A 20,343-nucleotide genomic window follows, 5' to 3' on the forward strand; every position below is an offset into this window, starting at 1 on the left:
GCATTACCGTTCCCCCGCCCAGCCGCTAGGTTGCCAGCTAGGTCCGTTCGGACCGCTGGTCATCACAAACTGTGGGTGGGAACATGCGCAAGAAAATTACGGCTTTGCTTACGGGCGCCCTCCTCGGCGCCGCCTCCCTGATCGGCGTGGCGCCGCCGGCCGCAGCCATCAGCCCGGGGGTGACCTTCGCCGCGAGCAACCTGCCCACCTGGCAGACCAACGGCATTGTCTGGGCCATGGCCGAGGCCAACGGAGTGGTGTACGCCGGCGGGACCTTCACCGCCATCCGCCCGCCCGGCACCGCTGCCGGCGGCACCGGAACCCGCAGCGCCGTGAACTTCGCCGCCTTTGACGCCCGCACCGGCAATCCCACCAGCTGCGCCCTCTCCGTCACCGGAGGCAGCGCCACCGTCCGCGCCCTCGACGTTTCCCCCGACGGGCGGACCCTGTACATCGGAGGCAGCTTCGGTGCCGTTAACGGCGTCTCCACCACCCGCATAGCCGCGATTAACCTCCCCGCCTGCACGGTGAACACCAGCTTCAAACCGGGTGCAGTCTCCGCAACGGTGCGGGCGATTGAGGCGACGAACACGGCCGTTTATTTTGGCGGCGACTTTAAAACAGTCGGCACCGCAAACCGGGCCCGCGCAGCCGCGGTCTCGACCACCGGCGCGCTTCAGGCCTGGGCCCCCGCAGCAGACCAGCCGGTCCGGGCCCTGCACATCCCGGCGGGGAAGAACGTGGTTATTGCCGGCGGCGATTTCCTCACCATGAACTCGGCCGATTCGAAAGCACTTGCAGTCGTCAACAACACCACCGGCGCCAACGTGCGCACCTATCCGAACTTCTTTATCCCCAAAACCTCCGTGGTGAAGTCCATCGACTCCGACACCACCAGCTTCTACATCGGCAACGAAGGAACCGGCGGCGGAGTCTTCGACGGACGCGCACGGTTTGACCTGGGGACCTATGCACAGGTCTGGCGGGACACCTGCCTCGGAGCGACCCAGGCCGTATCCGTTTACGGCAAAACCCTGTACTCCGGGCATCACGCCCACAACTGCGCCAGTATGGACTCCTTCACCGAAGGGACACGGGTGCACCTCAGTGCGCAGAGTGTGGACACGCCCTCCCCCATGCTGCAGTGGAACCCCATCACCAACGACGGTCAAGGCGAATCCCTCGGTCCCCGGACCATGGCCCATACCACCGCCGGAACCAACGACGTCCTCTGGGTCGGCGGTGAGTTCACCACCGTCAACGGTAAAGGCCAGCAGAGCCTGACCCGCTTCGGCCCAGGTCCCGGCACCGCCGGCCCGGGAGCACCCCAGCTGGTCAGCGGTGAATCCCGCGCTTCCGGACAGAACACCGTCCGCTGGCAGACATCCTCCGATCCCGACGATTCGGACCTCACCTACAGCGTCTACCGCAACGGCTCCGCGACTGCGCTGGGCACGGTCAAGATGTCCTCGCTTTGGTGGAATCTTCCCCAGGCCTCCTTCACCGACAAGACCGCTGTGCCGGGCACAACGTACACCTACCGGGTCCGGGCCAGCGACCCGAATGGCCACGTGGGTGCACTGTCAGCTCAGGTCTCGATCGCCACGGCTGGAACCGTGCCCGCCTATCCGGCCAAGGTCCGGGCCGACGGCGCCACCACCTACTGGCGGCTGGGGGACGGGTTTGCCGCTGCAGCGGACTCATCCGCCGGGGACCGGATGGGCCTGCCATTCGGCACACCCACCATCGGCGGAGTGGCCGGCGCACTCGCCGGAGACAGCAACAAGGCCACCTACTTCGACGGCGTTGATGATTATGTCTATGGTCCGCAGCGGATGACCCCTCCAGCCGTGTACAGCGTCGAAGCCTGGTTCAAAACCAACACCACAACGGGCGGAAAGATCATCGGATTCGGCAACGGCCAGCCGTGGCGTAACGGCAAAAATGCCGGTCTCAGCAGCAAGTACGGCCGGCATGTGTACATGACCAACGCCGGGAAACTGATGTTCGGTGAATGGGCCAGCGGCGCCGCAAAAACGGTGGTCTCCTCCGCCAGCTACAACGACAACGCCTGGCACCACGTGGTTGCCACGCAGGGCCCGGGCGGCATGACCCTGTACGTCGACGGCGTAAAGGTTGGTTCCAACACCGTTTCAGGCACCCAGAGCACCACCGGCTCCTGGCGGATCGGCGGAGACACCCTCACCACGGGCTGGCCCAGCGCTCCGACCAGCCGGTACTTCAAGGGCTCCATCGACGAGTTTGCCGTTTACCCCACCGTGCTGACCGCTGCCCAGGCCGCGGCCCATAACCAGCTGGGGCGGAAGTAGGTCCATGCCGGCAGCCGTCCTTGTCTAGTTCCAGACTGCGCCGGACTCCCCCGCCCCGGAACCGGGCGGGGGCCCGGGTCGGGAACCGGACGGGGCCCCCAGGCCGGGCACGGAGAGCGGCGGTGGTCTTGTGGCTCTGCGCGCTCAGCACCGCCGGAGCGTTGACCGCCGTCCTGCTGAACCCCACACCGGTGGACCGTCCGGTGTACGGCGATGTACTCAAGGCCCTTGCCTGGCTGCAGACCCGCGGTCTGCCCGGCTGGGTGACCTACGCCGACGTCGAACGGCTGGCCAACGTGGCACTGTTCATTCTGCCCGGCCTGCTGGCGGCGCTGCTCCTGCCCGGGAGGCGATGGTGGCTGGCGCTGGCCCTCTGCCTCGGGCTCTCCGCCGCCATGGAACTGGCACAGTACCTGTTCCTTCCGGAACGCTCCGCCAGCAGCGTCGACGTGCTGCTCAACGGGGCCGGGGCGCTGATCGGCGTGGTGCTGGGCTCGGCGCTGCGGAACCTGGGACGGAACCGGCGGCGCCGGCCGCGCCGGTACTAGGCCTGCCCAGCTGCTATCTGCCTGCCGTCCAGCAGCGTCAGCGCCTTCCTGAGCATGGTCGAAGAAGTGGTGGCGGTGTAGGGAAGGTAAACCACCTCCACCTGGATGCGGGCCATATCGCGTTCCAGCCTGTCGCCCTTCTCCGAACCCCGCCAGTCATCACCCTTGAAGAACACGTTGAAACCCACTTCAGCCCAGGTGTCGGCCTTATTGATGTGCTCATCCACCACCACGTCATCCACATAACGGATGCTGCGCACAATCTCCAGCCGCTCCGCGAGCGGAACCACCGGCGTCGTGCCTTTGAGCCGTTCGGTCATTTCCGGGGAGGCAACGCCGGCAATCAGGTAATCGCACCGGCTGCGGGCATGCCTGAGCAGATTCAGGTGCCCGATGTGAAAAAGGTCGTAGACGCCGGAGGCGTAGCCAATCCGAACCGCCATGTCTTTACCCCCAGATGTGGTGTGCTCCAGGATCATCTTGGGGCGCATACCGGAGGTGGTAAAGCGGTTTCCGGGTATTCAAGTAGAGCGCCAGTAAACACGAGTATTGACCGTATTTACGAAGGGTAGCTAGGCATCGGATTCGGGTAGGGCCCACCGTAGGGCGCATCCGCGACCGCCGCTACGCTTCGAGTCAGTTTCGGGCGGCGGGCCCGTGCCCCAGTACAACAAGGCGGTTGAGCCGTGCGGAAAAAACTTGCGGCGATGGTCTCCATCGCAGCCCTGTCTGCGACAGCAGTCATCGGCATAACGGCGCCGGCATCAGCGCTGTCCCCCGGGATCGGGTTCAACGCAGTGGCGCTGCCCACCTGGCAGACCAACGGCATCGCCTGGACCGTCGCTGAGGCCGGCGGCGTGATGTACGTCGGCGGCACGTTCACCCAGATCCGCCCGCCGGGAACCACCGCCGGCACCAGCCAGGCCCGGGCGGCCGTGAACTTTGCCGCGTTTGACGCCTATACCGGCAACCCGACGTCGTGCGCCCTGTCCTTCACCGGCGGCACCGGAACCACGGTCCGCGCCATGGACGTCTCCCCCGACGGGAAGAAGCTCTACGTGGGCGGCAACTTCACCACGGTTAACGGTGTCCCCGCCAACCGCCTGGCGGCCATCAACCTGCCCAGCTGCTCGGTGGACACCGGCTTCCGCCCCGGCACGATATCCAGTACCGTCCGCGCCGTTGCCGCCACGGCGGACACCGTTTACTTCGGCGGCGACTTTGTGAGCGTCAACGGCACCGCCCGCCGCAGCTTCGCCGCCGTCAGCACCACCGGCGCCCTGCGCCCCTGGGCCCCGCAGGTGGACGCCGTGGGACGGACCATCGATGTCCCCGAAGGCCGCGGCGTCGTCCTAATCGGCGGCGACTTCGCCACAGTCAACGGCGCGGATTCCATGGCCCTGGCCGTAGTGGACAACAGCAGCGGAGCCAGCGTACGCAGCTACCCCACCCGCAGTTACGTTCCCCGCACAGCCGTGATCAAGGACATCACCAGCGACGGGGACGACTTCTACATCGCCGGTGAAGGCACCGGCCCAACATCCTTCGACGGCCGTGCCCGGCTCTCCCTGGACAACAACTATGAACAGGTCTGGAAGGACACCTGCCAGGGTGCAACCCAGGCGGTGCTGCCATACAACGGTGTGCTGTACTCCGGGCACCACGTCCACGACTGCTCCACCATGGGCGGCTTCGCCGACGGCAACCGCAGGCACCTCTCCGCCCAGGACGTGGACAACCCGTACCCCTTCCTGGGCTGGAGCCCGGATACCAACGGCGGCACCGGTGAAGGAATCGGTCCGAGGGCCATGGCCATGACAAAGGCGGCCACTAACAACGTGATGTGGGTGGCCGGTGAGTTCACCAGCACCAACGGCTCTCCGCAGCAGGGGATTACCCGGTTCGGTCCGGGCCCGGCCTCCGCTCCGCCCGGCACTCCTGCCGCCGTCAGCGTCTCCAGCCTGGCCACCGGGGAAAACACCATCCGGTGGCGCCAGAGCATCGACAACGATGACTCCGGGCTGACCTACAGTGTTTTCCGCAACGGTTCCTCCACGCCGCTGGGAACCGTTTCCGGCAGCTCCACCTGGTTCGATGCACCGCAGCTGTCCTTCACCGACACCACCGCACGTCCGGGAACGGCCTACTCCTACCGGGTCCGTGCCAGTGACGGCACCAACACCAGTGCCCTCTCGGCCCAGGTCTCGGTCACCACGGCCACGCAGACCCACCCCTACCCGGCGGCGGTCCTGCGCGACGGCGCCACCACCTACTGGCGGCTCGACGACGCCGCCGCCAACGCTCCGGCGGACAGCTCACCGGGCAACAACCGCGGCCTTCCCTACAGTGCGCCGGTGACCGCAGGGACACCGGGCGCCGTGCCGGGCAGTACAGCGGCGGTGTTTGACGGCGTCGATGATCAGATCTCCGGGCAGCAGCGTTACCCCGCCCCCGCCTCGTATTCCGCGGAAGCCTGGTTCAAAACCAGCACCACCCGCGGCGGGGAGATCTTCGGCTTCGCCTCCGGCCAGCCCAACCGCCGCGCCGACCGCAACTCCAGCGGCACGGTCGACCGCAACCTGTACATGACCAACGCCGGCACCCTGGCCTTCACCGTCCGCAACTCGGCCAACAGCCTGGTTGCGGGCGCCACAACCGCCGCGTACAACGACGACGAGTGGCATCATGCCCTGGTCAGCCAGACGGAGACCGGCTGGATCCTGTACGTCGACGGCGAGGTTGCCGCCAGCAGCGAGACACCTGCAGCCCAGACCTACAAGGGCTCCTGGCGGATTGGCGGAGACACGCTGAACTTCCGCTGGCCCAGCAACCCCTCCAGCGGCTACTTCGCCGGATCCATCGACGAGTTCGCCGCCTATCCCACCGCGCTGAGCGCGGCACAGGCCGCACAGCACTTCGCTGCCGGAACCGGCGGGGCCGGCCCGGAACCGGAGCCTGACAGCACCGCGCCGTCGGCAGTCACCGGGGCAACGGCAGCCGTGGAGGGCACCACCGCCACCCTCACCTGGGCGGCTGCCACGGACAACGTGGGAGTCACCGGATACCAGGTGCACCGTTCCACCACTGACGGGTTCGAGCCGGCAGAGCCAACCTTGCTCACCACCACCGGGGGCTCTGTGCTTTCCTACACCGACGATGAGCTGTCGCCCGGAACCTATTACTACCGGGTGCTGGCAGTGGACGAGGCCGGCAACACCGGCCCCGCTTCGGCACAGGCAGCAGCCACCGTTGCGGGTGCACCGCCGGCCGAGCCGGTGACCCTGACCCTGACACCCACGGCTGACACATACGTCAACCAGGGAGCACCCGGCACCGTCCACGGCTCCGCCACGTCCATGGCCTCCCGCGGCAGCCTCGCCTACACCTCCTACCTCCGGTTCGCCGCCGGGACCGAGGTGCCGCCGGGCATGCGGCTGGTCTCGGCCACCCTCCGCCTGTACACCACCTCGGACAGCTTCGCCGGTTCCTTGAACACGCACACGATCCACCCGGTGGAAGGGACGTGGGCGGAAGCTTCCACCACCTACAACAACCGGCCATCCTTGGCCGCTGCGCTTCTGGGCAGCACCGTACCGGCGGCAGCCAACACGCCATACCAGGTGCAGCTGGACGCCGCGGCTGTCTCGGCCATGCTTTCCGGCTCCATCGACCTGGGAATCACCAGCGTCGGCACCGATAACGCCTGGTTCTACACCAAGGAAGCCTCCTCCACGAGACGCCCGGTGCTGACCCTGGTCTTCGACCAATAACCGCCGCCGGTACATCCGCCCGACCCGCTATCCCGGCTTCACAGGAGGGACCATCCCGCCGACCGGTTCCACCAACAAACAGAAAGCACACGCTATGAAACCTGGTCTCAACCCTCCACCGCACTCCAAGTGGGTGTCCGGCCTGCTCCTGCTGCCCCTGCTGGGCCTCGGCCTGACGGCCGGATGCAGCGCCACTGAGCCGGCCAACGACGCCGCACCGGCGCCGTCGTCTTCGGCTTCCGCCTCTTCCAGCTCCTCCAGCTCCTCCAGCTCAGCGAAAGCCACGCCCTCTGCGCCGGCATCTTCGTCCCCCGCCGGGGCGGAAGAAGCGACCGAGGAGGAAGCCGAGGCCGTGGTCCAGTCCCCGCAACCGGCACCGGAACCCGTGTTTGATGAAGCACAGAAGCAGTTCCTCCAGGACAAGGTCCCGGAGGGCAACGATCCCAACGCCATTCTTCAGGTGGGCGAGGAGCGCTGCGACCAGCTCACCAGCGCCAACGCCGTTGACACTGACGCCGTGCTCAGCGAGCTGATCATGAATCCCACCCAAGACACTTCCGACGCGATCGTCTCCCTCTGCCCGGGCCTGCGTCCCGTACTGGAAGCTGCCACACTCGGGTTCCCGGACGGCGTATTTACCGTCGGGGAAGCGGCGCCGTGGGCGGAGGAACCGTCGATTGCGCCCGGCACCTACCGTGCCTACGGCATGTCGGAGGAATGCAGCATCTCCGTCTATTCCGGGAGCGGGGACCTCATCGGATCCTTCGACGGAACCCAGCCTCTGTCGGTCGGCGCTGATGCCGCCCGCGTGGAATCAACGCAGTGCTATTCATGGTCCCGCGCATGATATTTCGATTCTAAACCTGTCTTGCTTTTCTAAATGCCTATCCTAGGGAAGGGGTAACCAATGGATATGCGAGAACAAATACTAATTCTTCGCCGAAACTGGATGCTCATAGTCTCATTCGCGCTCATCGGCATCATTGCCGCCGCAGCTGCATCACTCCTGATGCCAAAAACCTATACCGCCACCAGCAGTCTTTTTGTTTCCACCCAGAATGTGGATACTTCCGCTGAACTCCAGCAGGGCAGCGCGTTCGCGCTTGCGCGTGTCCAGTCCTACGTGGGACTGGCCCGCAAACCGCAGGTCCTGGATCCCGTGATTGAAGACCTGGGCCTGAACATGTCCGCCCAGGAGCTGGCGAAGAACGTCCAGGCGTCCACCTCCCGTAACACCGTCCTCATCGACATCACCGCCACAGACTCCTCGCCCGAGATGGCGGCGGACATCGCCAACGGGGTAGTCGCCAGTCTGATCGCCTCGGTCGCGGATCTTGAACGGCCCACCAACGGGCTGCCGTCACCGGTGCGCCTGACCTCGGTAGACGCAGCACAGCCGCCCTCCAGTGCCGCCAGCCCCAATACCGCGCTCAACCTGATGCTCGGTTTTCTGTACGGGCTGGCCGCCGGGCTGATCGTGGCCGTGCTGCGGCACGTCCTGGACCGGCATGTCCGCACCGAAGCGGACCTGCGCCGGTCCACCAACCTGCCGCTGCTTGGCGGAATCACGGAGACTCAGGTTCCCCGCAACTCTCCCAGCCCGGCAGTGCTGTCCGGTTCAGGAACGGATTCCTTCCGCCGGCTGCGGACCAACCTGGAGTTCGCTGCCCTCGGCCGGCAAATGCGCTCACTGGTCATCACGTCCTCACAGTCAGGCGAAGGCAAAAGCACGGTGGCGCTGAACCTGGCGCTGAGCATCGCCCACAGCGGGCAGAAGGTCCTGCTGGTCGACGCCGATCTGCGGCTGCCTTCGGTGGCCAATGCCACCGGGCTGGAGGGCAGTGTGGGGCTGACCACCGTCCTGATCGGACGCATCACGCTGACGGAAGCCACCCAGCCCTGGGGATCCGCCGGGCTCTCGGTCCTGACGTCCGGGCCGCTGCCGCCAAATCCCACCGAACTGCTGGGGTCCCAGGCCATGGAGGAACTGGTCCAGAAACTGGAAACCGACTACGACGTCATTATTTTCGATGCTCCGCCGGTCCTCCCCGTTGCTGACGCTGCCATCCTGACCCGCCATACGGATGGTGTGCTGCTGGTGGTTGGTGCCACCCGGGTCAGCCAGCACAACCTGTCCAATTCTGTGGAGCAGCTGACCCTCGCGAAGGCCAACGTGGTGGGCGTGGTGCTCAACCGGATCCCGCGCAGCGGCCCGGATGCCAACACCGCGTACCGCTCCGAATACGGTGCCGCTTCGCTGCAGCCCATGGACAACGACGGCGCCCCGGCCTCCCCGGTGGCCGAAGCCGAAGCCGCGATCCTCCGGGAGAGCCGGCGCGGACCCTCACCGGAGCACGCAGCCCGGCGAGGAACCTCTTAAACCGGCCAGGACAGGTCAGCCACCCCACTGACCACGCCGGCAGGAACGCCCACCCCCGGAGCAGTTTTCCGGGGGCGTTCCTGGGTGGCACGTCCACCGGCATCGGCTCCCGGTCAGTCGGCGTGTTCCAGGGCTTTGTGCCGGGTGCTGCGGCTGCGCCGGTTCAGCATCACGGCCACGGCGCCGCACAGTGCCGCCACGGCTACCGCAGCGGTAAAGCCCCAGGCCGAAGCCTCCACGGAGCCCGTAACTGCAAGAGCCAGGGGCAGGATCAGGGTGAGTACGGCGAGCGCGCCGCGCATCAGAGTGGAGAGCTGGTTGGACTCGGATGCCCGGAAATACGCAAGCAGGATGGTGTACGGCACCATCGCCAGGTACTGGACGGCGTACGGCCAGCGCAGGTCCTCAGCGTTCTGCCAGGTCTCCCCCAGCACAAATTCACCGGCCGCGGCCGGGAGGAGCAGCACGGCAGCCCCCCAGCCCAGGCCCAGAGCCAGGACAACCGCCGAGGCCTCGAGCAGCCGTGCCCGGAAGGCCGGCGTGCCGCGGCTGCGGACCAGCTCCGGAATGACCGCCGTCTTGAGAGCACCGAAAACCGTGTTCAGCGGCGAAAAGAGCAGCTGCGCGGCCCGGAGCGCCCCAACCCCCGCTGCCCCCAGCGGAAAGACCAGGAGATACAGCACGGCGAAAGACGACGCGTTCAGCGCGGCGAACTCCCCGGCGTACCGGAAGGCGAACCTGCGGTTGAACCACAGCCACCTGACGCCGGCGGGTACCGCCGGAACGCAGCGGGCCAGCAGCAGCCCCATCAGCAGAGCGGTCCCAGCACCGGCTCCCCACCACGCCAGGACCGCAGCGAGTCCGGCGCCGGCCTGGGCCGCCGTCAGCATCGCCGTGATGGAGATGACCGCCCATGCGCCGTCGATCGCCAGTGCCCGTCCGGGTACGCCCTCGCAGATGAACAGGTATCGAAGGCTGTCCTGCAGCAGCACCACGGGAGCAGCTGCCGCCATCACCAGCCACAGTGCTGCGTTCGCCGGCCCCGCTGCAGCCGCCCCCACCAGAAGAAGCAGGACCGCAGGCACCGCGGTCAGCGCGCTTGCACCCAGGCTCGCAGCGGCGATCTCACGGGTCAGCTGGCCGGTCCGTGAGTACCGGACCAGCAGCGTCTCTCCGACCAGGGCACGCTGCCCGCCGAGGAAGAGCAGAAGACCGGCGTAAGCGAGGGAGAACTGGCCAAACTGGTGGACACTGGCAACGTTCGCCGCGATGGCCACAGCCACAAAATTGGACAGGCTGGAGACGCCCTGGTCCGTGAAGGTGACTACGCGCCGCAGTCTGCCCACTCAGCTCAGCCTCAGCAGCTCTGAGCGCCACTTGGGGAGGAACGCTGCGCACATCAGCACGTGGGCTCCAGCCAGCACTGCGTAGACAACCAGGAAAACATCCGGCCAGGGCAGCAGCAGGAACGCCAGGCAGGTCATCCCGTAGTCCACCGGGAGCGTGATCACCGACCGGCGCATCTGGCGGCGGCCGTCCTGCGGCCCGGCAGGCCTGTCCGGCCCGGTGGATCCCGCGGGTCCGTCCGATCCGCGCGCAGCGTTCCGCCGAAGCTGGTCCAGGAGCGCACCGCCAAAAAAGATGGTGGAACTGGCTACCAGGAAAGCTCCCGTGCAGCCTGCCAGCAGCAGCACCGGGTAGTCGGTGTTCCGGGCGAGGAAGCAGAACGCCGCCACGTGCATCACGGCTATCCGGCCGTTGTCCAGGATGTGGTCCAGCCATTCCCCATAGGCTGAGCTGCGCCCCTGCAGCCGGGCCAGCTGACCGTCCGCGGAATCCAGCACGTAGCCCAGTGCCAGCAGCACCCCGGCCAGGGCGGAGACCGGAGCTGCGGTGGCACCGAAGGCCAGCCACAGCAGGGAACCGTAGGTCAGGACGGCGCCGGCGAAGGTCACGTGGTTGGGCCGTATCCGCGTGTTCCGCAGCGCGGCGGCCACCACCCGCCCGGCTGGACGGTTGACCCAGAGCAGGTACAGCGGCACTCCCTTGCGGCTCTTCTGCGCCTGCTTCAGCTGGTTGAACGACTCGCGGAAGCCCGGCTTGGCGGCGGGGTGCGGAAGGGTCCGGCTCATGGTTGTGCTCCTTCTTTGCGGCTGGCCACAGCCGTGAGAATCCAGATGGACAGTGCCAGGACCATCAGCCGCCCCATGGACTGCAGCAGCGATCCACGCAGCAGGATGAACAGGTACCCGGCGAAGATGGAGATGCCCAGGTAGCCCACGGAACCGCGGCTGAGGATGTCCGTCCGGAAGCCCGCGTCCAGCCGCCGGGCCAGGAATCCCAGCCCGGTAAACGCCGCAATCAGCCCGATGAGGCCAAAGTTGATCCAGGATTCCGCCCACAGCGGCGCTGAGAGGTTGAGGTTGGCACTGTTCATCCACATCCCAACCTCCACCCCGGTGTCGAAGGGCTTGTCTTCCCAGACCACACGCGGCACCCAGAAGAACAGCGCCCCCAGCGCCTGGTGCCCCCAGGACAGCCCCTGTTCCTGGGTGTAACCGAGGGTGTTGGCCAGCATGGTGAACTGGTCATAGTCCTTGGTGGCGATGGTGGTCCACACGGAGTCGAAATGCACGGCTGTGCCGGTTCCGGCGGCCCGCCGCGTCACGTCGGAGAGCGGGAAGACCAGGATGGACGCCAGCACCCCGCCCGCGAGCATCACGTTGAAGATGCCCTTGCGGCCCCGGAACAGCGGCAGCAGCAGGCCGAACAGCACTGCCAGGGTCCAGTACCGCGAATTGGAGATCGGATTGTTGACGACGACGTTGGCCACCGCCAGCGCCCCGATCAGTGCCGTATCCACCAGCGCAAGCGGCCGCTGCCGGTTCCGCCATACGTGGATGTAGAAGATGAGTGCAGTCAGGCAGGCCACGGAAGCGGTGGCGGAAATGATGGCCCGCATCGCCTGGCCGCTGTCCGGGTTAATCGCATCCAGGGCGTCGCTGGTTTCCTCCCGGCTGAGGAAAAAGACGGCCACCCCGCCCAGTTGAACGATGTATACCAGGGCTGCCGCAACGGCCCCCGCAGAAAAGAAGCGCAGTGTGCGCAGGCTTCGCAGTATCCGGAACCGGGGCCGAGCTGCCTGCCCGCCGCGGATTCGCACATGATAGGCGGCGTCAAAGCAAAGGCATCCCAGCAGGATGAGGAAACTGGCGAGTGTCAGCAGGTCTTCATCCACCTGGATGGCCAAGGCAGTGGAGCTTCCCGTGGTCAGCTGGGCCAACGGTGCCAGCCCCATTCCGGTGTACACGAAGATCCAGAACACGCCCGCCACCGGGCGGATATCAGCGTTCCACATCAGTGCTGCGATCTTGACCGCCGCGTACAGGGCCACCGCATACCGGATCAGGAAATCCGTGTCGGTGTACGCCACGGCTGCTGCCCCGCGTGCCAGGAGCGGCAGCACAACGGCGAAGACCAAAAAGGCCGCCAGCGCTCCCGCCGAACGCAGGCCTCGTCTCGGCTCCGGCTCCAGCACCACCGGGCGAAGGGGGGTGTGTGTTCCCAGCGTGTTTTTCATCGGATTCCTGCTTTCCTCCGCCTGGGCCGCTGGCCGTGCCTGGAACTGCCGGCGAGCGCGTAACGGGAGAGGAGGTCCTGGGCCAGCTTCTCCGCCGACCACACGGTGCGGTGCAGGTCCACGGCCCGGGCACTGAGGTCACTCCGGGCCTGGAAGTCCGCCCCCAGTTTGCGCATGGCCTCCGCCAGGGCACCGGCGGAGGGTTCGCTGAGAACCGCGGCGCCGGCCAGTTCCAGTTCCGGTGCCAGGCCGCATTCCGTGCTCACAATCAGCGGAACGCCCAGGGCAGCGGCCTCGATCACGGCCATGGGATAGGGCTCGTTCAGCGACGGCAGCACAAAGGCCGTGCACCGTGCCATCGCTGCCTGCACCTCATCCGGAGTGAGCTCACCGGTCAGTTCAAAGCGCTCCGCGTGCCCAGAACGGGCAATCAGCGCCCGCACCTTCGCTGCCTCGCCCTGGTCCGGGCCGGCGAGGACAAAGCGGGCGTCCAATCCGGCGTCGAGCGCTTCAACGGCTGCCTGCACAAACACCGCCGGTTGTTTGCGGGCAGCGAGCCGGGCGGCGAACAGGAACACCTGCTGTTCCGGATCCGACCACCGCAGAACGGGCTCGGGCACCGCGTTCACCACCCGGCGCATCCGGCTGCGCCGGACCCCCAGCTGCTGCAGGTCCCGCTCCTCCTGCGCTGTCAGCGTTAGCCACAGGGCCGGCACCCGCAGCACGTGCCGCAGAATGAACCGGTCAAACACCCGGACCGGCGCGGCACCGGAAGGCACCAGCATCCCGTGAGACTGGGCCACCACGGGAACACCCGTGCGTCGCAGCAGCAGTGTGGCCGCCGTGGTGATGAAGTCGCGGCAGAGGTGCACATGCACGACGTCGGCGCTGCGTCCGAGCACCGCCGCGTGCCACGGCAGGGCCAGGCCCGCCAGACCGCGCAGCTTCGCTCCCGGGAAGGGCCGGCGGACCCGGCAGTACCGCACGGTATACGGGGCGCTTCCCCGCTCCACCGGGGGAGGTTCACCGAGCCAGCCGCCCAGCAGTTCGACGGCGGCGCCCGCCGCGGCCAGGGCGGCGCTCTGCATCCGGGCTACCGCCCACACTCCCCCGGCGGCTGCACCGGGGCCGGCCAGACCGCCGATCTGCAGCACCCGCAGCTGGCGCGTTTGCGCGGTCTGGTCATCAGCCATGGTTGTGTTCCGTCACCGGTTGTGTGCCGGGTGCACTGCGTTCCAGACGGGCCAGCTCCCGGCTTTTGAGGCCGATCTGCCAGTAGTACATGGACAGCGCCAGCGCGTAGTCAAACCCGGCGCGGCCGTCCAGGAATCCTCTGCGGAGAACATAGCTGTACAGGAAAAACACCATCGGTTTGAACGGCACGGCGTCGAAGCGCCGGCCCTGCGTGCTCTTGGAGGCGCGGACGCTGTCCCGGGTGTCCGGGTGATGGCGCAGGTACGCTTCCCAGTCGGAGTAGCGGTTGTGGCGGTCGAACCAGGTCCGCACCGGATCGGCGTCGTTATGCACCAGCAAGGCGGTGGCGCGGCCCACCGGACCGCTGGGCCGGGGCTGGTAGTGCGCCTCCACCTCCCCCATCCCGGGCAGGTGCAGCAGATCGATGTTGCGGAACTCATTTTTGCCCCGGCGCAGGAACGATCTCTTGACCACACGGTGGCCGTGTTCAAGCCGCCTGCCGGCGAAGTAGTACGCGATCGGGAGGTCGAATGCGACCCGCTCCTCGGCAGGGTCATCAGCAACCGCGGCCAGTTCCGTGATCAGGTCCGGCGTGGGGTACTCGTCCGCGTCCAGCATCAGGAGCCAGTCATGGCGGGTTTCCACGTTCTCCAGCTGCCACTGCTTCTTCTGCGGGAACGCTCCGTTCCAGGTGAAATTGATAACCCTGGCACCGTTCTCCCGGGCCAGCTCAGCTGTCCGGTCAGTGCTGTTGGAATCAACAACAATAACCTCATCGAAATCCACCAGGGCCGCGAGGGCCTGGCTGATTCCTTTTTCCTCGTTTCGGGTCTGAATTAAAACCGAGATAGGTATTTTATTCACGTACTTCCCCCCTTGAAGCAGGTAATTATTTTTGTCGTGGAAATCTAGTCCGGGCGTTGACCCTGGCTTAGTGTTGGGGAATGCCTACCAGACACACCACCCGCCGGTCTTCCCGCGTTCGCAGCCGGGGACCGCGCATTCTTGGTCTGATGGTGCTGGCCCTGGCGGCGGTGTTGCTCTCGCTTTACGCCTTGTCCACGTCCCAGTCCGGGCCCGCCACCGGAGTGGCGCCGCGGGACACCGGACGGGCGGCGCCGCCGTCCGCCGTCCCGGAGCCGGTGTCCGTTCCGCGCATCGAGATCCTTGGGGATTCCTATGTGGGCAGCTCCGCCGAAGGCGGGAAGGGCCTGTCCAACTGGACCAGCCTGGTAGGCACCCGGTTCCATGGCGGAAGCACCCCCGTGGAAATCAACCCGGTGGCACAGCCCGGTTCCGGCTACATTGCCCGGGGCGCCACCGGATTGGTATTCCGTGAAGCTGCAACCCAGCGGCTGAGCCCGGAAGCGGACGTGGTGCTGGTCTTCGGCAGCCGCAACGACGGCAGGCAAAGCGACCCGGTCATGTACGAGGCCGCGCGGGCACTGTACTCGGACCTCCGCACCCTCACTCCGAAAGCACAGATCGTGGTGGTTGGCCCGGTGTGGGTGGACGGGAACGTACCGGACTTCATTGCCGCGAACAACGAGGCCATGGCCAGGGCGGCGGCAGATGAGGGGGTCCGTTACGTGGACGCGCTGGCCGAAGGCTGGTTCGCCGGGACAGACGGATCCCTGATCGGTTTGGACGGCGTCCACCCCACCGATGCCGGCCACGCCTACCTGGCGGAGAAGATTTACCCGCTCCTGGCCGAGACGGTGTCGGGTCTGCGCCGGTAAGGCCGCCGGTTTCACGGCTGGCCCGGGGCGGCAGGGTCCCGGCCGTCCGCCTCATCCGTGAACCGGTCGCCCAGCTCTGCAGGCTGGTTCGAGGCACCGTAGATCCGGTTGGCGCCTATGGTTCCTTTGACCACGGTCATTGGCTGGATGACGGCGGACCTGCCGATCCGGGTTCCCCCCAGCACCATGCAGCGCGAGGTGACCCAGGCGCCGTCGTCAATCCGGATGGGACTGGTTACCAGTCCCATATCCGAGCGGACCCGGTGGCTTCCCGTGGTCAGGAAACTCTCCTGGGATATAACGACGTCGGCTCCGATCCAGATGTGGTCCTGGTTGTGGAACCAGACCCCCTCACCAATCCAGGATCTGGCACCGATGTGGAGTTTCCAGGGCGCTTTGACCCGGGTGCGCGGACGGAAGATCACGCCGTCGGCAATCTCTGCCCCGAACGCGCGCAGCACGGCGACGCGCAGCCGGGAGCTGATCTGCCACGGGTTGGTGACAAAGACCAGTTCGCACGCGGACCACAGGTACACCACGGGACGGGGCCGCCCCCAGGATTCTCTGGAGCCGGGTGCCTTGGACAGATCGATGACGGCACCGGCGCGGCGGCGCTGCCCAGCTGCACCGCCGGCAGCACCGCCGTTGTCCAGCATGGAGCGGGGTTTAGGCTTCAGCATTTTGCGCTCTCCGGCGCAGCCCGCCCGGATGCCGGGCATGCGCCGCCCGGGAACGGAAGGCAGAACCCGGGTCAGCGCCCGGCATAGCCCGCCGGAGCACTTCCTCGAACCGGTCCGCGATCGGAACAATCCCAAACCTGCTTTCCGCCAGTGCCCGGCCCCGGGCCCCGAGCTCATCCGCGGCAGAGGGATCTCGGATCAGGTTCTGCAGCCACCCCACGGCTCCGGAAACACCTGCTGCGGTGGGCGGGCCCACATAGCCCTGTGCTTCCAGGATGTCTGCGGCTGCGGGATTATCCTCCGGCATCAGGCCCAGCAGCGGACGGCCTGCCGCCAGCGAACTGAGCACCTTGCTGGGAATTGAGAAGCGGGATGCCCCGGGTTCCAGGATGGTAACCAGCACGTCGGCAGAACCGAGCATGTCCGGCAGGTCCGCCGCCGGCTGGAACGGCAAAAGGGTCACCGGCAGCCCCGGATCCTTCATCACGTCTGCGCGCAGCATCTCGATGCCTTCGCCTTCGGACGCGACGATCAGCCGCGCGGGCAGGCCGGCTGCCAGGGCCGAACGCAGCAGGTCTGCAAGCAGAAGCGGGTTGTGCTTCCGTCCCAGGGTCCCGGCGTAGAGCAGCCGCAGCTCCGGTCTCTCCGGCAGGTGCGCGGCAGCCCACGCATTGCTGCGCGGACGCGGAACAATCTCCGCCAGGGGTGCCCAGTTGGGGATGACGGAGACGTGTCCGGTATCCAATCCCCACTTCCGGTATGCATTCCTGAATTCCTCTCCGATGGCCACTACCTGCGACGCGCTGCGGACTATCCCGGCCTCCGTCCTGCGGACCAGTGCGCTGCCGCCTCCGGCCACCGGCGCGGGGAACTTGCGTGCCAGCTCCTCGCTGATGGCGTTGCTGAACAGGTCCTGGTGCCACAGCAGCCAGGGCTGCTTCCGGCGGGCTGCGGCCCGGCGGAAGCCCTCCAGCGCGAACAGCGGCACGTTGCAGGCCACAATGCACTCCGGCGACGTGCGCCGGTTGTGTTCGAGCCAGGCGCGCGCATACGCCTGCTCAAAACGCAGCCGGCCCACCGCACTGTACTTCTGGAAGGGCCTCCCGGAGTCCAGGGGCGAGAAGCGCAGCAGCGCCGGATCTTCCGGGGTCCGTTCCAAGGCCCCCTTGCCGCTGCTGTACTGCGCGGAGTAGACGTGGTCCACCGCGTGGCCCCGCGCAGCCAGTTCGCGGGACAGCTCAGCCTGGAACGGATGGCCGGAGAAGTCATGCACCTGTAGCCGCATGGACCAGCCCTCCCTGTGCCATGATCTGCCCGCGGATCCATTCGTAGGTCTGCTCCAGCCCGTCCTTCAGGGTGATGGAAGGCTCCCAGCCGTAGACGGAGCGGAAGAGCGTGTTGTCGCTGTTGCGGCCGCGGACGCCCTGCGGCGCGTCCAGCTTGTACCTGCGGTTCACGGTGGTGCCGGAGATCTGCTCCAGCAGGTCGGCCATCTGGTTGATCGAGACCAGTTCCGCTGAGCCAAGATTCACCGGTTCCGCGAAGTCCCCGTTCATGATCTCGAGGATTCCCCTGATGCAGTCATCGATGTACATAAAGCTCCGGGTCTGTTCGCCGTCGCCCCAGATCTCCACGTCCAGGTCCCCGGTGAGGGCGGCGGCGGCGAACTTCCGGCACAGCGCTGCCGGAGCCTTCTCACGGCCGCCTTCCCAGGTTCCCTCCGGTCCGTAGACATTGTGGAAACGTGCCACCCGGGTCTGCAGCCCGTAATCTTCCTGGAAATGCCGGCACATGCGTTCGGCAAAGAGCTTCTCCCAGCCGTAGCCGTCTTCTGGCTGGGCCGGGTAGGCGTCTTCTTCCTTCAGAGCAACGACGTCGGCACTGGTTTGATGCTCCGCTGCGTAGACGCAGGCCGAGCTGCTGTAGAAGTACCGTTCAACGCCCTCGTCCCGGGCGGCCACGAGCATGTGCGTGCTGGTCAGGACCGTGAGCATGCACAGTGCCTTGTTGTTTTCGATGAAGCCCATGCCGCCCATGTCCGCTGCGAGGTTGTAGACGTACTGCATTCCGCGCGTGACTTCCCGGGCGGTCTCCAGCAGGGAGCAGTCGCCCTGGACGTTTTCGGCTCCTTCGTGGAGCTGATACCACTCGTCAAACGGCTTGCAGTCGACAGCCCTCACCTGGTGGCCGTCCCTGACCAGCCGGGCCACCAGGTGGCCGCCGATAAACCCGCCCGCACCGGTAACTAGTGTTTTCATGGTTCCTGCTTCCCTTGTTGACGTGAGGCCAGCCGAAGCCGGATGTGATCTGCCTAGTACGCACCTACTGGCCGGTGGAGCATCTTCACCGTGCGCCAGAGGATGATGAGGTCGCCCGCGAGCGACCAGTTTTCGACGTAGTAGAGGTCCAGCCGCACTCCGTCTTTCCAGTTCAGTTCTGACCGGCCGTTGATTTGCCACATACCCGTCAGCCCCGGCTTGATGTAGAGCCTGCGATGCACCCGGTCGCCGTACTGCGCCACTTCCCGCGGCAACGGCGGCCTGGGGCCAACGAGTGACATATGCCCCAGGAAGACGTTCCAGAGCTGGGGCAGCTCGTCCAGCGAGTACTTCCGCATCCACCGGCCCACCCTGGTGACGCGGGGGTCCTGCTGCATCTTGAAGAGGACGCCGGCGCCTTCATTGCGGTCCAGCAGGCCGGCGAGGTCGTCCTCAGCGGATTCCACCATGGAGCGGAATTTCAGCATTTCGAAGGTTCCGCCGCCCCGGCCGACACGCTCCTGCCGAAAAATTGCCGGCCCCGGACTGTCCCGCCGGACAAGGATGGCCAGCAGGGCAAGGACCGGGATGAGAACCAGCAAAGCGGTGCCGGAGAGCAGGATGTCCAGTCCGCGCTTGATCACGTGTTTGCCGCCTGTGTACTGGGGAAGTTCCACATACATCAGCGGCAGGCCTTCGACCGGGCGCGCGTGGATCCGCGGGCCGGCTACGTTCGTGAGCCCGGTGGTCAGAATCAGTTGGGTGGCTGATTCCTCCAGCTTCCAGCCAAGCTCCTGGACGTACCGGCTTCCGCCCTTGGTGGGGCCAGCCACGATGACCGCGTCGGCACGTACCCGGGCCACGGCATCAACAACCGAGTGTTCGTCGGATACAACAGGCAGCTGCGCGCCGCCCACGTCCAGCCAGGACCGGGGCTTGCCCGTCAGCGCCACCCCAACCACGTTGTAGGCTGCCCGCGACTTCGATCCGATCTGCTGCACCACGTACCGAACGTCGCGTGGCCGGCCCAGCACAAGAACCCGGGCCAGGTATTTCCCCCGCTGCCGCTGACGCTGGAGCCACTGCCTCAGCAGCCACCGGGAACACAGCAGCCCGGCCGTTCCGATGGGCAGAATAAACGCGATGTATCCCCGTGCGATCTCGAGCTGGAAAACCACCACTGCGAACGCCAGACCCGCCGTTACTGCGAAGGCAGCGTTGATCGTGCGCTTGTATTCATCCGGGCCCATGCCCACAATCCGTTCGTCCCTGCTCCGGTAGATGTGCAGGGCCAGCATCCAGGCCAGGCAGATCACGGCGGAGAGCAACAGATACGGGGCATCGAAGGGACCCACCCGCAGTTCCGCGGGCTCCAGTCCGAATCTCGCCACATTTCCGGCCAGCACTGCTCCGCATACCACCAGTGCGTCCGTAACGGTCAGGATCCGGACATAGCGGCGGTTCCAGACCACCGCAGCAGTCCTGGCCGAGCTTCCTCTGGCGAAGGGGTGGGTCACGAAGTTCGGAAAAACATGCTGCTGGGTGGGAGCCGTGCCCTGACCAGCTGCTGATCCGTTGGACGTTGACGGTGCAGTTGCCGTAGTTGCCGCCGGCGGCGTATCGATCAGGGCCGTCATGGCGGGATGAGTTCCAAAGTCCATGTGTATGTCGGCCTCCTGAAGCCGTTTCTGGACGCGGACGCGGTTCACGGCTCCAGCCTCGGTGTGCTGGGCCGGAGGACGGGACGGGCGGACTATATCGCCTGCCATGGGTCCTGGCTCCTGCCGGTGTTGGTCCTCATGCCGGTGTTGGTCCTCATGCCGGAGCCTGCGGGTTTCTGCACTCATAGCGAGACCGTCGCCCT

General features: G+C 66.5%; 16 protein-coding genes. 6 read left to right on the forward strand and 10 right to left on the reverse strand.

The genetic code is table 11. The features are described from left to right. The first annotated feature begins 83 nt into the window (after positions 1-83). Positions 84-2,330, forward strand: a complete 2,247-nt coding sequence (locus H9639_RS17065) for a LamG domain-containing protein (RefSeq protein ID WP_191808356.1) — start codon at positions 84-86, stop codon at positions 2,328-2,330. Between the two features lie 122 nt (positions 2,331-2,452). Further along, positions 2,453-2,878 (forward strand): VanZ family protein, encoded by a 426-nt coding sequence (locus H9639_RS12305; RefSeq protein WP_191808357.1) that lies wholly within the window; start codon positions 2,453-2,455, stop codon positions 2,876-2,878. On the opposite strand, the gene H9639_RS12310 is transcribed toward H9639_RS12305, so the two are convergent. Further along, positions 2,875-3,321 (reverse strand): adenylyltransferase/cytidyltransferase family protein, encoded by a 447-nt coding sequence (locus tag H9639_RS12310; RefSeq protein ID WP_191808358.1) that lies wholly within the window; start codon positions 3,319-3,321, stop codon positions 2,875-2,877. The genes H9639_RS12305 and H9639_RS12310 overlap by 4 nt on opposite strands. A gap of 243 nt (positions 3,322-3,564) precedes the next feature. On the opposite strand from H9639_RS12310, the gene H9639_RS17190 reads away from it, so the two are divergent. From H9639_RS17190 to H9639_RS12325, 3 genes are all read left to right on the forward strand, one after another. Continuing rightward, a complete protein-coding gene (locus tag H9639_RS17190) occupies positions 3,565-6,648 on the forward strand; it encodes a CBM96 family carbohydrate-binding protein (protein WP_191808359.1) in 3,084 nt (1,027 codons plus the stop codon). Positions 6,649-6,742: 94 nt separating this feature from the next. Next, complete coding sequence (locus tag H9639_RS12320) at positions 6,743-7,495, forward strand: hypothetical protein (protein ID WP_191808360.1); 753 nt, start codon at positions 6,743-6,745, stop codon at positions 7,493-7,495. 60 nt (positions 7,496-7,555) lie between these two features. Further along, positions 7,556-9,028: a polysaccharide biosynthesis tyrosine autokinase gene (locus H9639_RS12325; protein ID WP_191808361.1), complete on the forward strand. Its 1,473-nt coding sequence runs from the start codon at positions 7,556-7,558 to the stop codon at positions 9,026-9,028. Between the two features lie 113 nt (positions 9,029-9,141). Here H9639_RS12325 and H9639_RS12330 read toward each other — a convergent pair whose 3' ends face one another. Genes H9639_RS12330 through H9639_RS12350 form a run of 5 tightly spaced genes read right to left on the reverse strand, consistent with a single transcriptional unit; the run spans position 9,142 to position 14,666 of the window. Next, entirely contained in the window at positions 9,142-10,374 is a 1,233-nt protein-coding gene (locus H9639_RS12330; RefSeq protein ID WP_191808362.1) for an MATE family efflux transporter, read from the reverse strand. Beyond that, on the reverse strand, positions 10,375-11,160 hold the full coding sequence (locus tag H9639_RS12335; RefSeq protein WP_191808363.1) for a CDP-alcohol phosphatidyltransferase family protein: 786 nt from the start codon (positions 11,158-11,160) through the stop codon (positions 10,375-10,377). Next, positions 11,157-12,608, reverse strand: a complete 1,452-nt coding sequence (locus H9639_RS12340; protein ID WP_191808364.1) for a hypothetical protein — start codon at positions 12,606-12,608, stop codon at positions 11,157-11,159. Before H9639_RS12340 ends, H9639_RS12335 begins: the two co-directional genes overlap by 4 nt. Next, the gene (locus H9639_RS12345) at positions 12,605-13,801 is read right to left on the reverse strand and encodes a glycosyltransferase (RefSeq protein ID WP_191808365.1); all 1,197 of its coding nucleotides are present in this window, start codon (positions 13,799-13,801) and stop codon (positions 12,605-12,607) included. The genes H9639_RS12340 and H9639_RS12345 overlap by 4 nt, the downstream gene beginning before the upstream one ends. Next, positions 13,794-14,666 carry a glycosyltransferase family 2 protein gene (locus tag H9639_RS12350; protein WP_191808366.1) on the reverse strand — a complete coding sequence of 291 codons (873 nt, stop codon included), beginning with the start codon at positions 14,664-14,666 and terminating at the stop codon, positions 13,794-13,796. Before H9639_RS12350 ends, H9639_RS12345 begins: the two co-directional genes overlap by 8 nt. 80 nt (positions 14,667-14,746) lie before the next feature. On the opposite strand from H9639_RS12350, the gene H9639_RS12355 reads away from it, so the two are divergent. Then, positions 14,747-15,541, forward strand: a complete 795-nt coding sequence (locus H9639_RS12355; RefSeq protein WP_191808367.1) for an SGNH/GDSL hydrolase family protein — start codon at positions 14,747-14,749, stop codon at positions 15,539-15,541. Positions 15,542-15,552: 11 nt separating this feature from the next. Here H9639_RS12355 and H9639_RS12360 read toward each other — a convergent pair whose 3' ends face one another. The 4 genes from H9639_RS12360 to H9639_RS12375 are packed head-to-tail and all read right to left on the reverse strand — an operon-like array spanning position 15,553 to position 20,140. Then, complete coding sequence (locus tag H9639_RS12360) at positions 15,553-16,221, reverse strand: LbetaH domain-containing protein (RefSeq protein WP_318242076.1); 669 nt, start codon at positions 16,219-16,221, stop codon at positions 15,553-15,555. Further along, positions 16,208-17,506 (reverse strand): glycosyltransferase family 4 protein, encoded by a 1,299-nt coding sequence (locus H9639_RS12365; protein ID WP_191808368.1) that lies wholly within the window; start codon positions 17,504-17,506, stop codon positions 16,208-16,210. The genes H9639_RS12360 and H9639_RS12365 overlap by 14 nt, the downstream gene beginning before the upstream one ends. Continuing rightward, positions 17,487-18,479, reverse strand: coding sequence for an NAD-dependent epimerase/dehydratase family protein (locus H9639_RS12370; RefSeq protein ID WP_191808369.1), 993 nt, complete (start codon positions 18,477-18,479; stop codon positions 17,487-17,489). Before H9639_RS12370 ends, H9639_RS12365 begins: the two co-directional genes overlap by 20 nt. A gap of 53 nt (positions 18,480-18,532) precedes the next feature. After that, the gene (locus H9639_RS12375) at positions 18,533-20,140 is read right to left on the reverse strand and encodes a sugar transferase (RefSeq protein ID WP_225219518.1); all 1,608 of its coding nucleotides are present in this window, start codon (positions 20,138-20,140) and stop codon (positions 18,533-18,535) included. Between the last annotated feature and the right edge of the window lie 203 nt (positions 20,141-20,343).

It is taken from the genome of Arthrobacter gallicola, assembly GCF_014836775.1.
GTDB classification, from domain to species: Bacteria; Actinomycetota; Actinomycetes; order Actinomycetales; family Micrococcaceae; genus Arthrobacter_B; species Arthrobacter_B gallicola.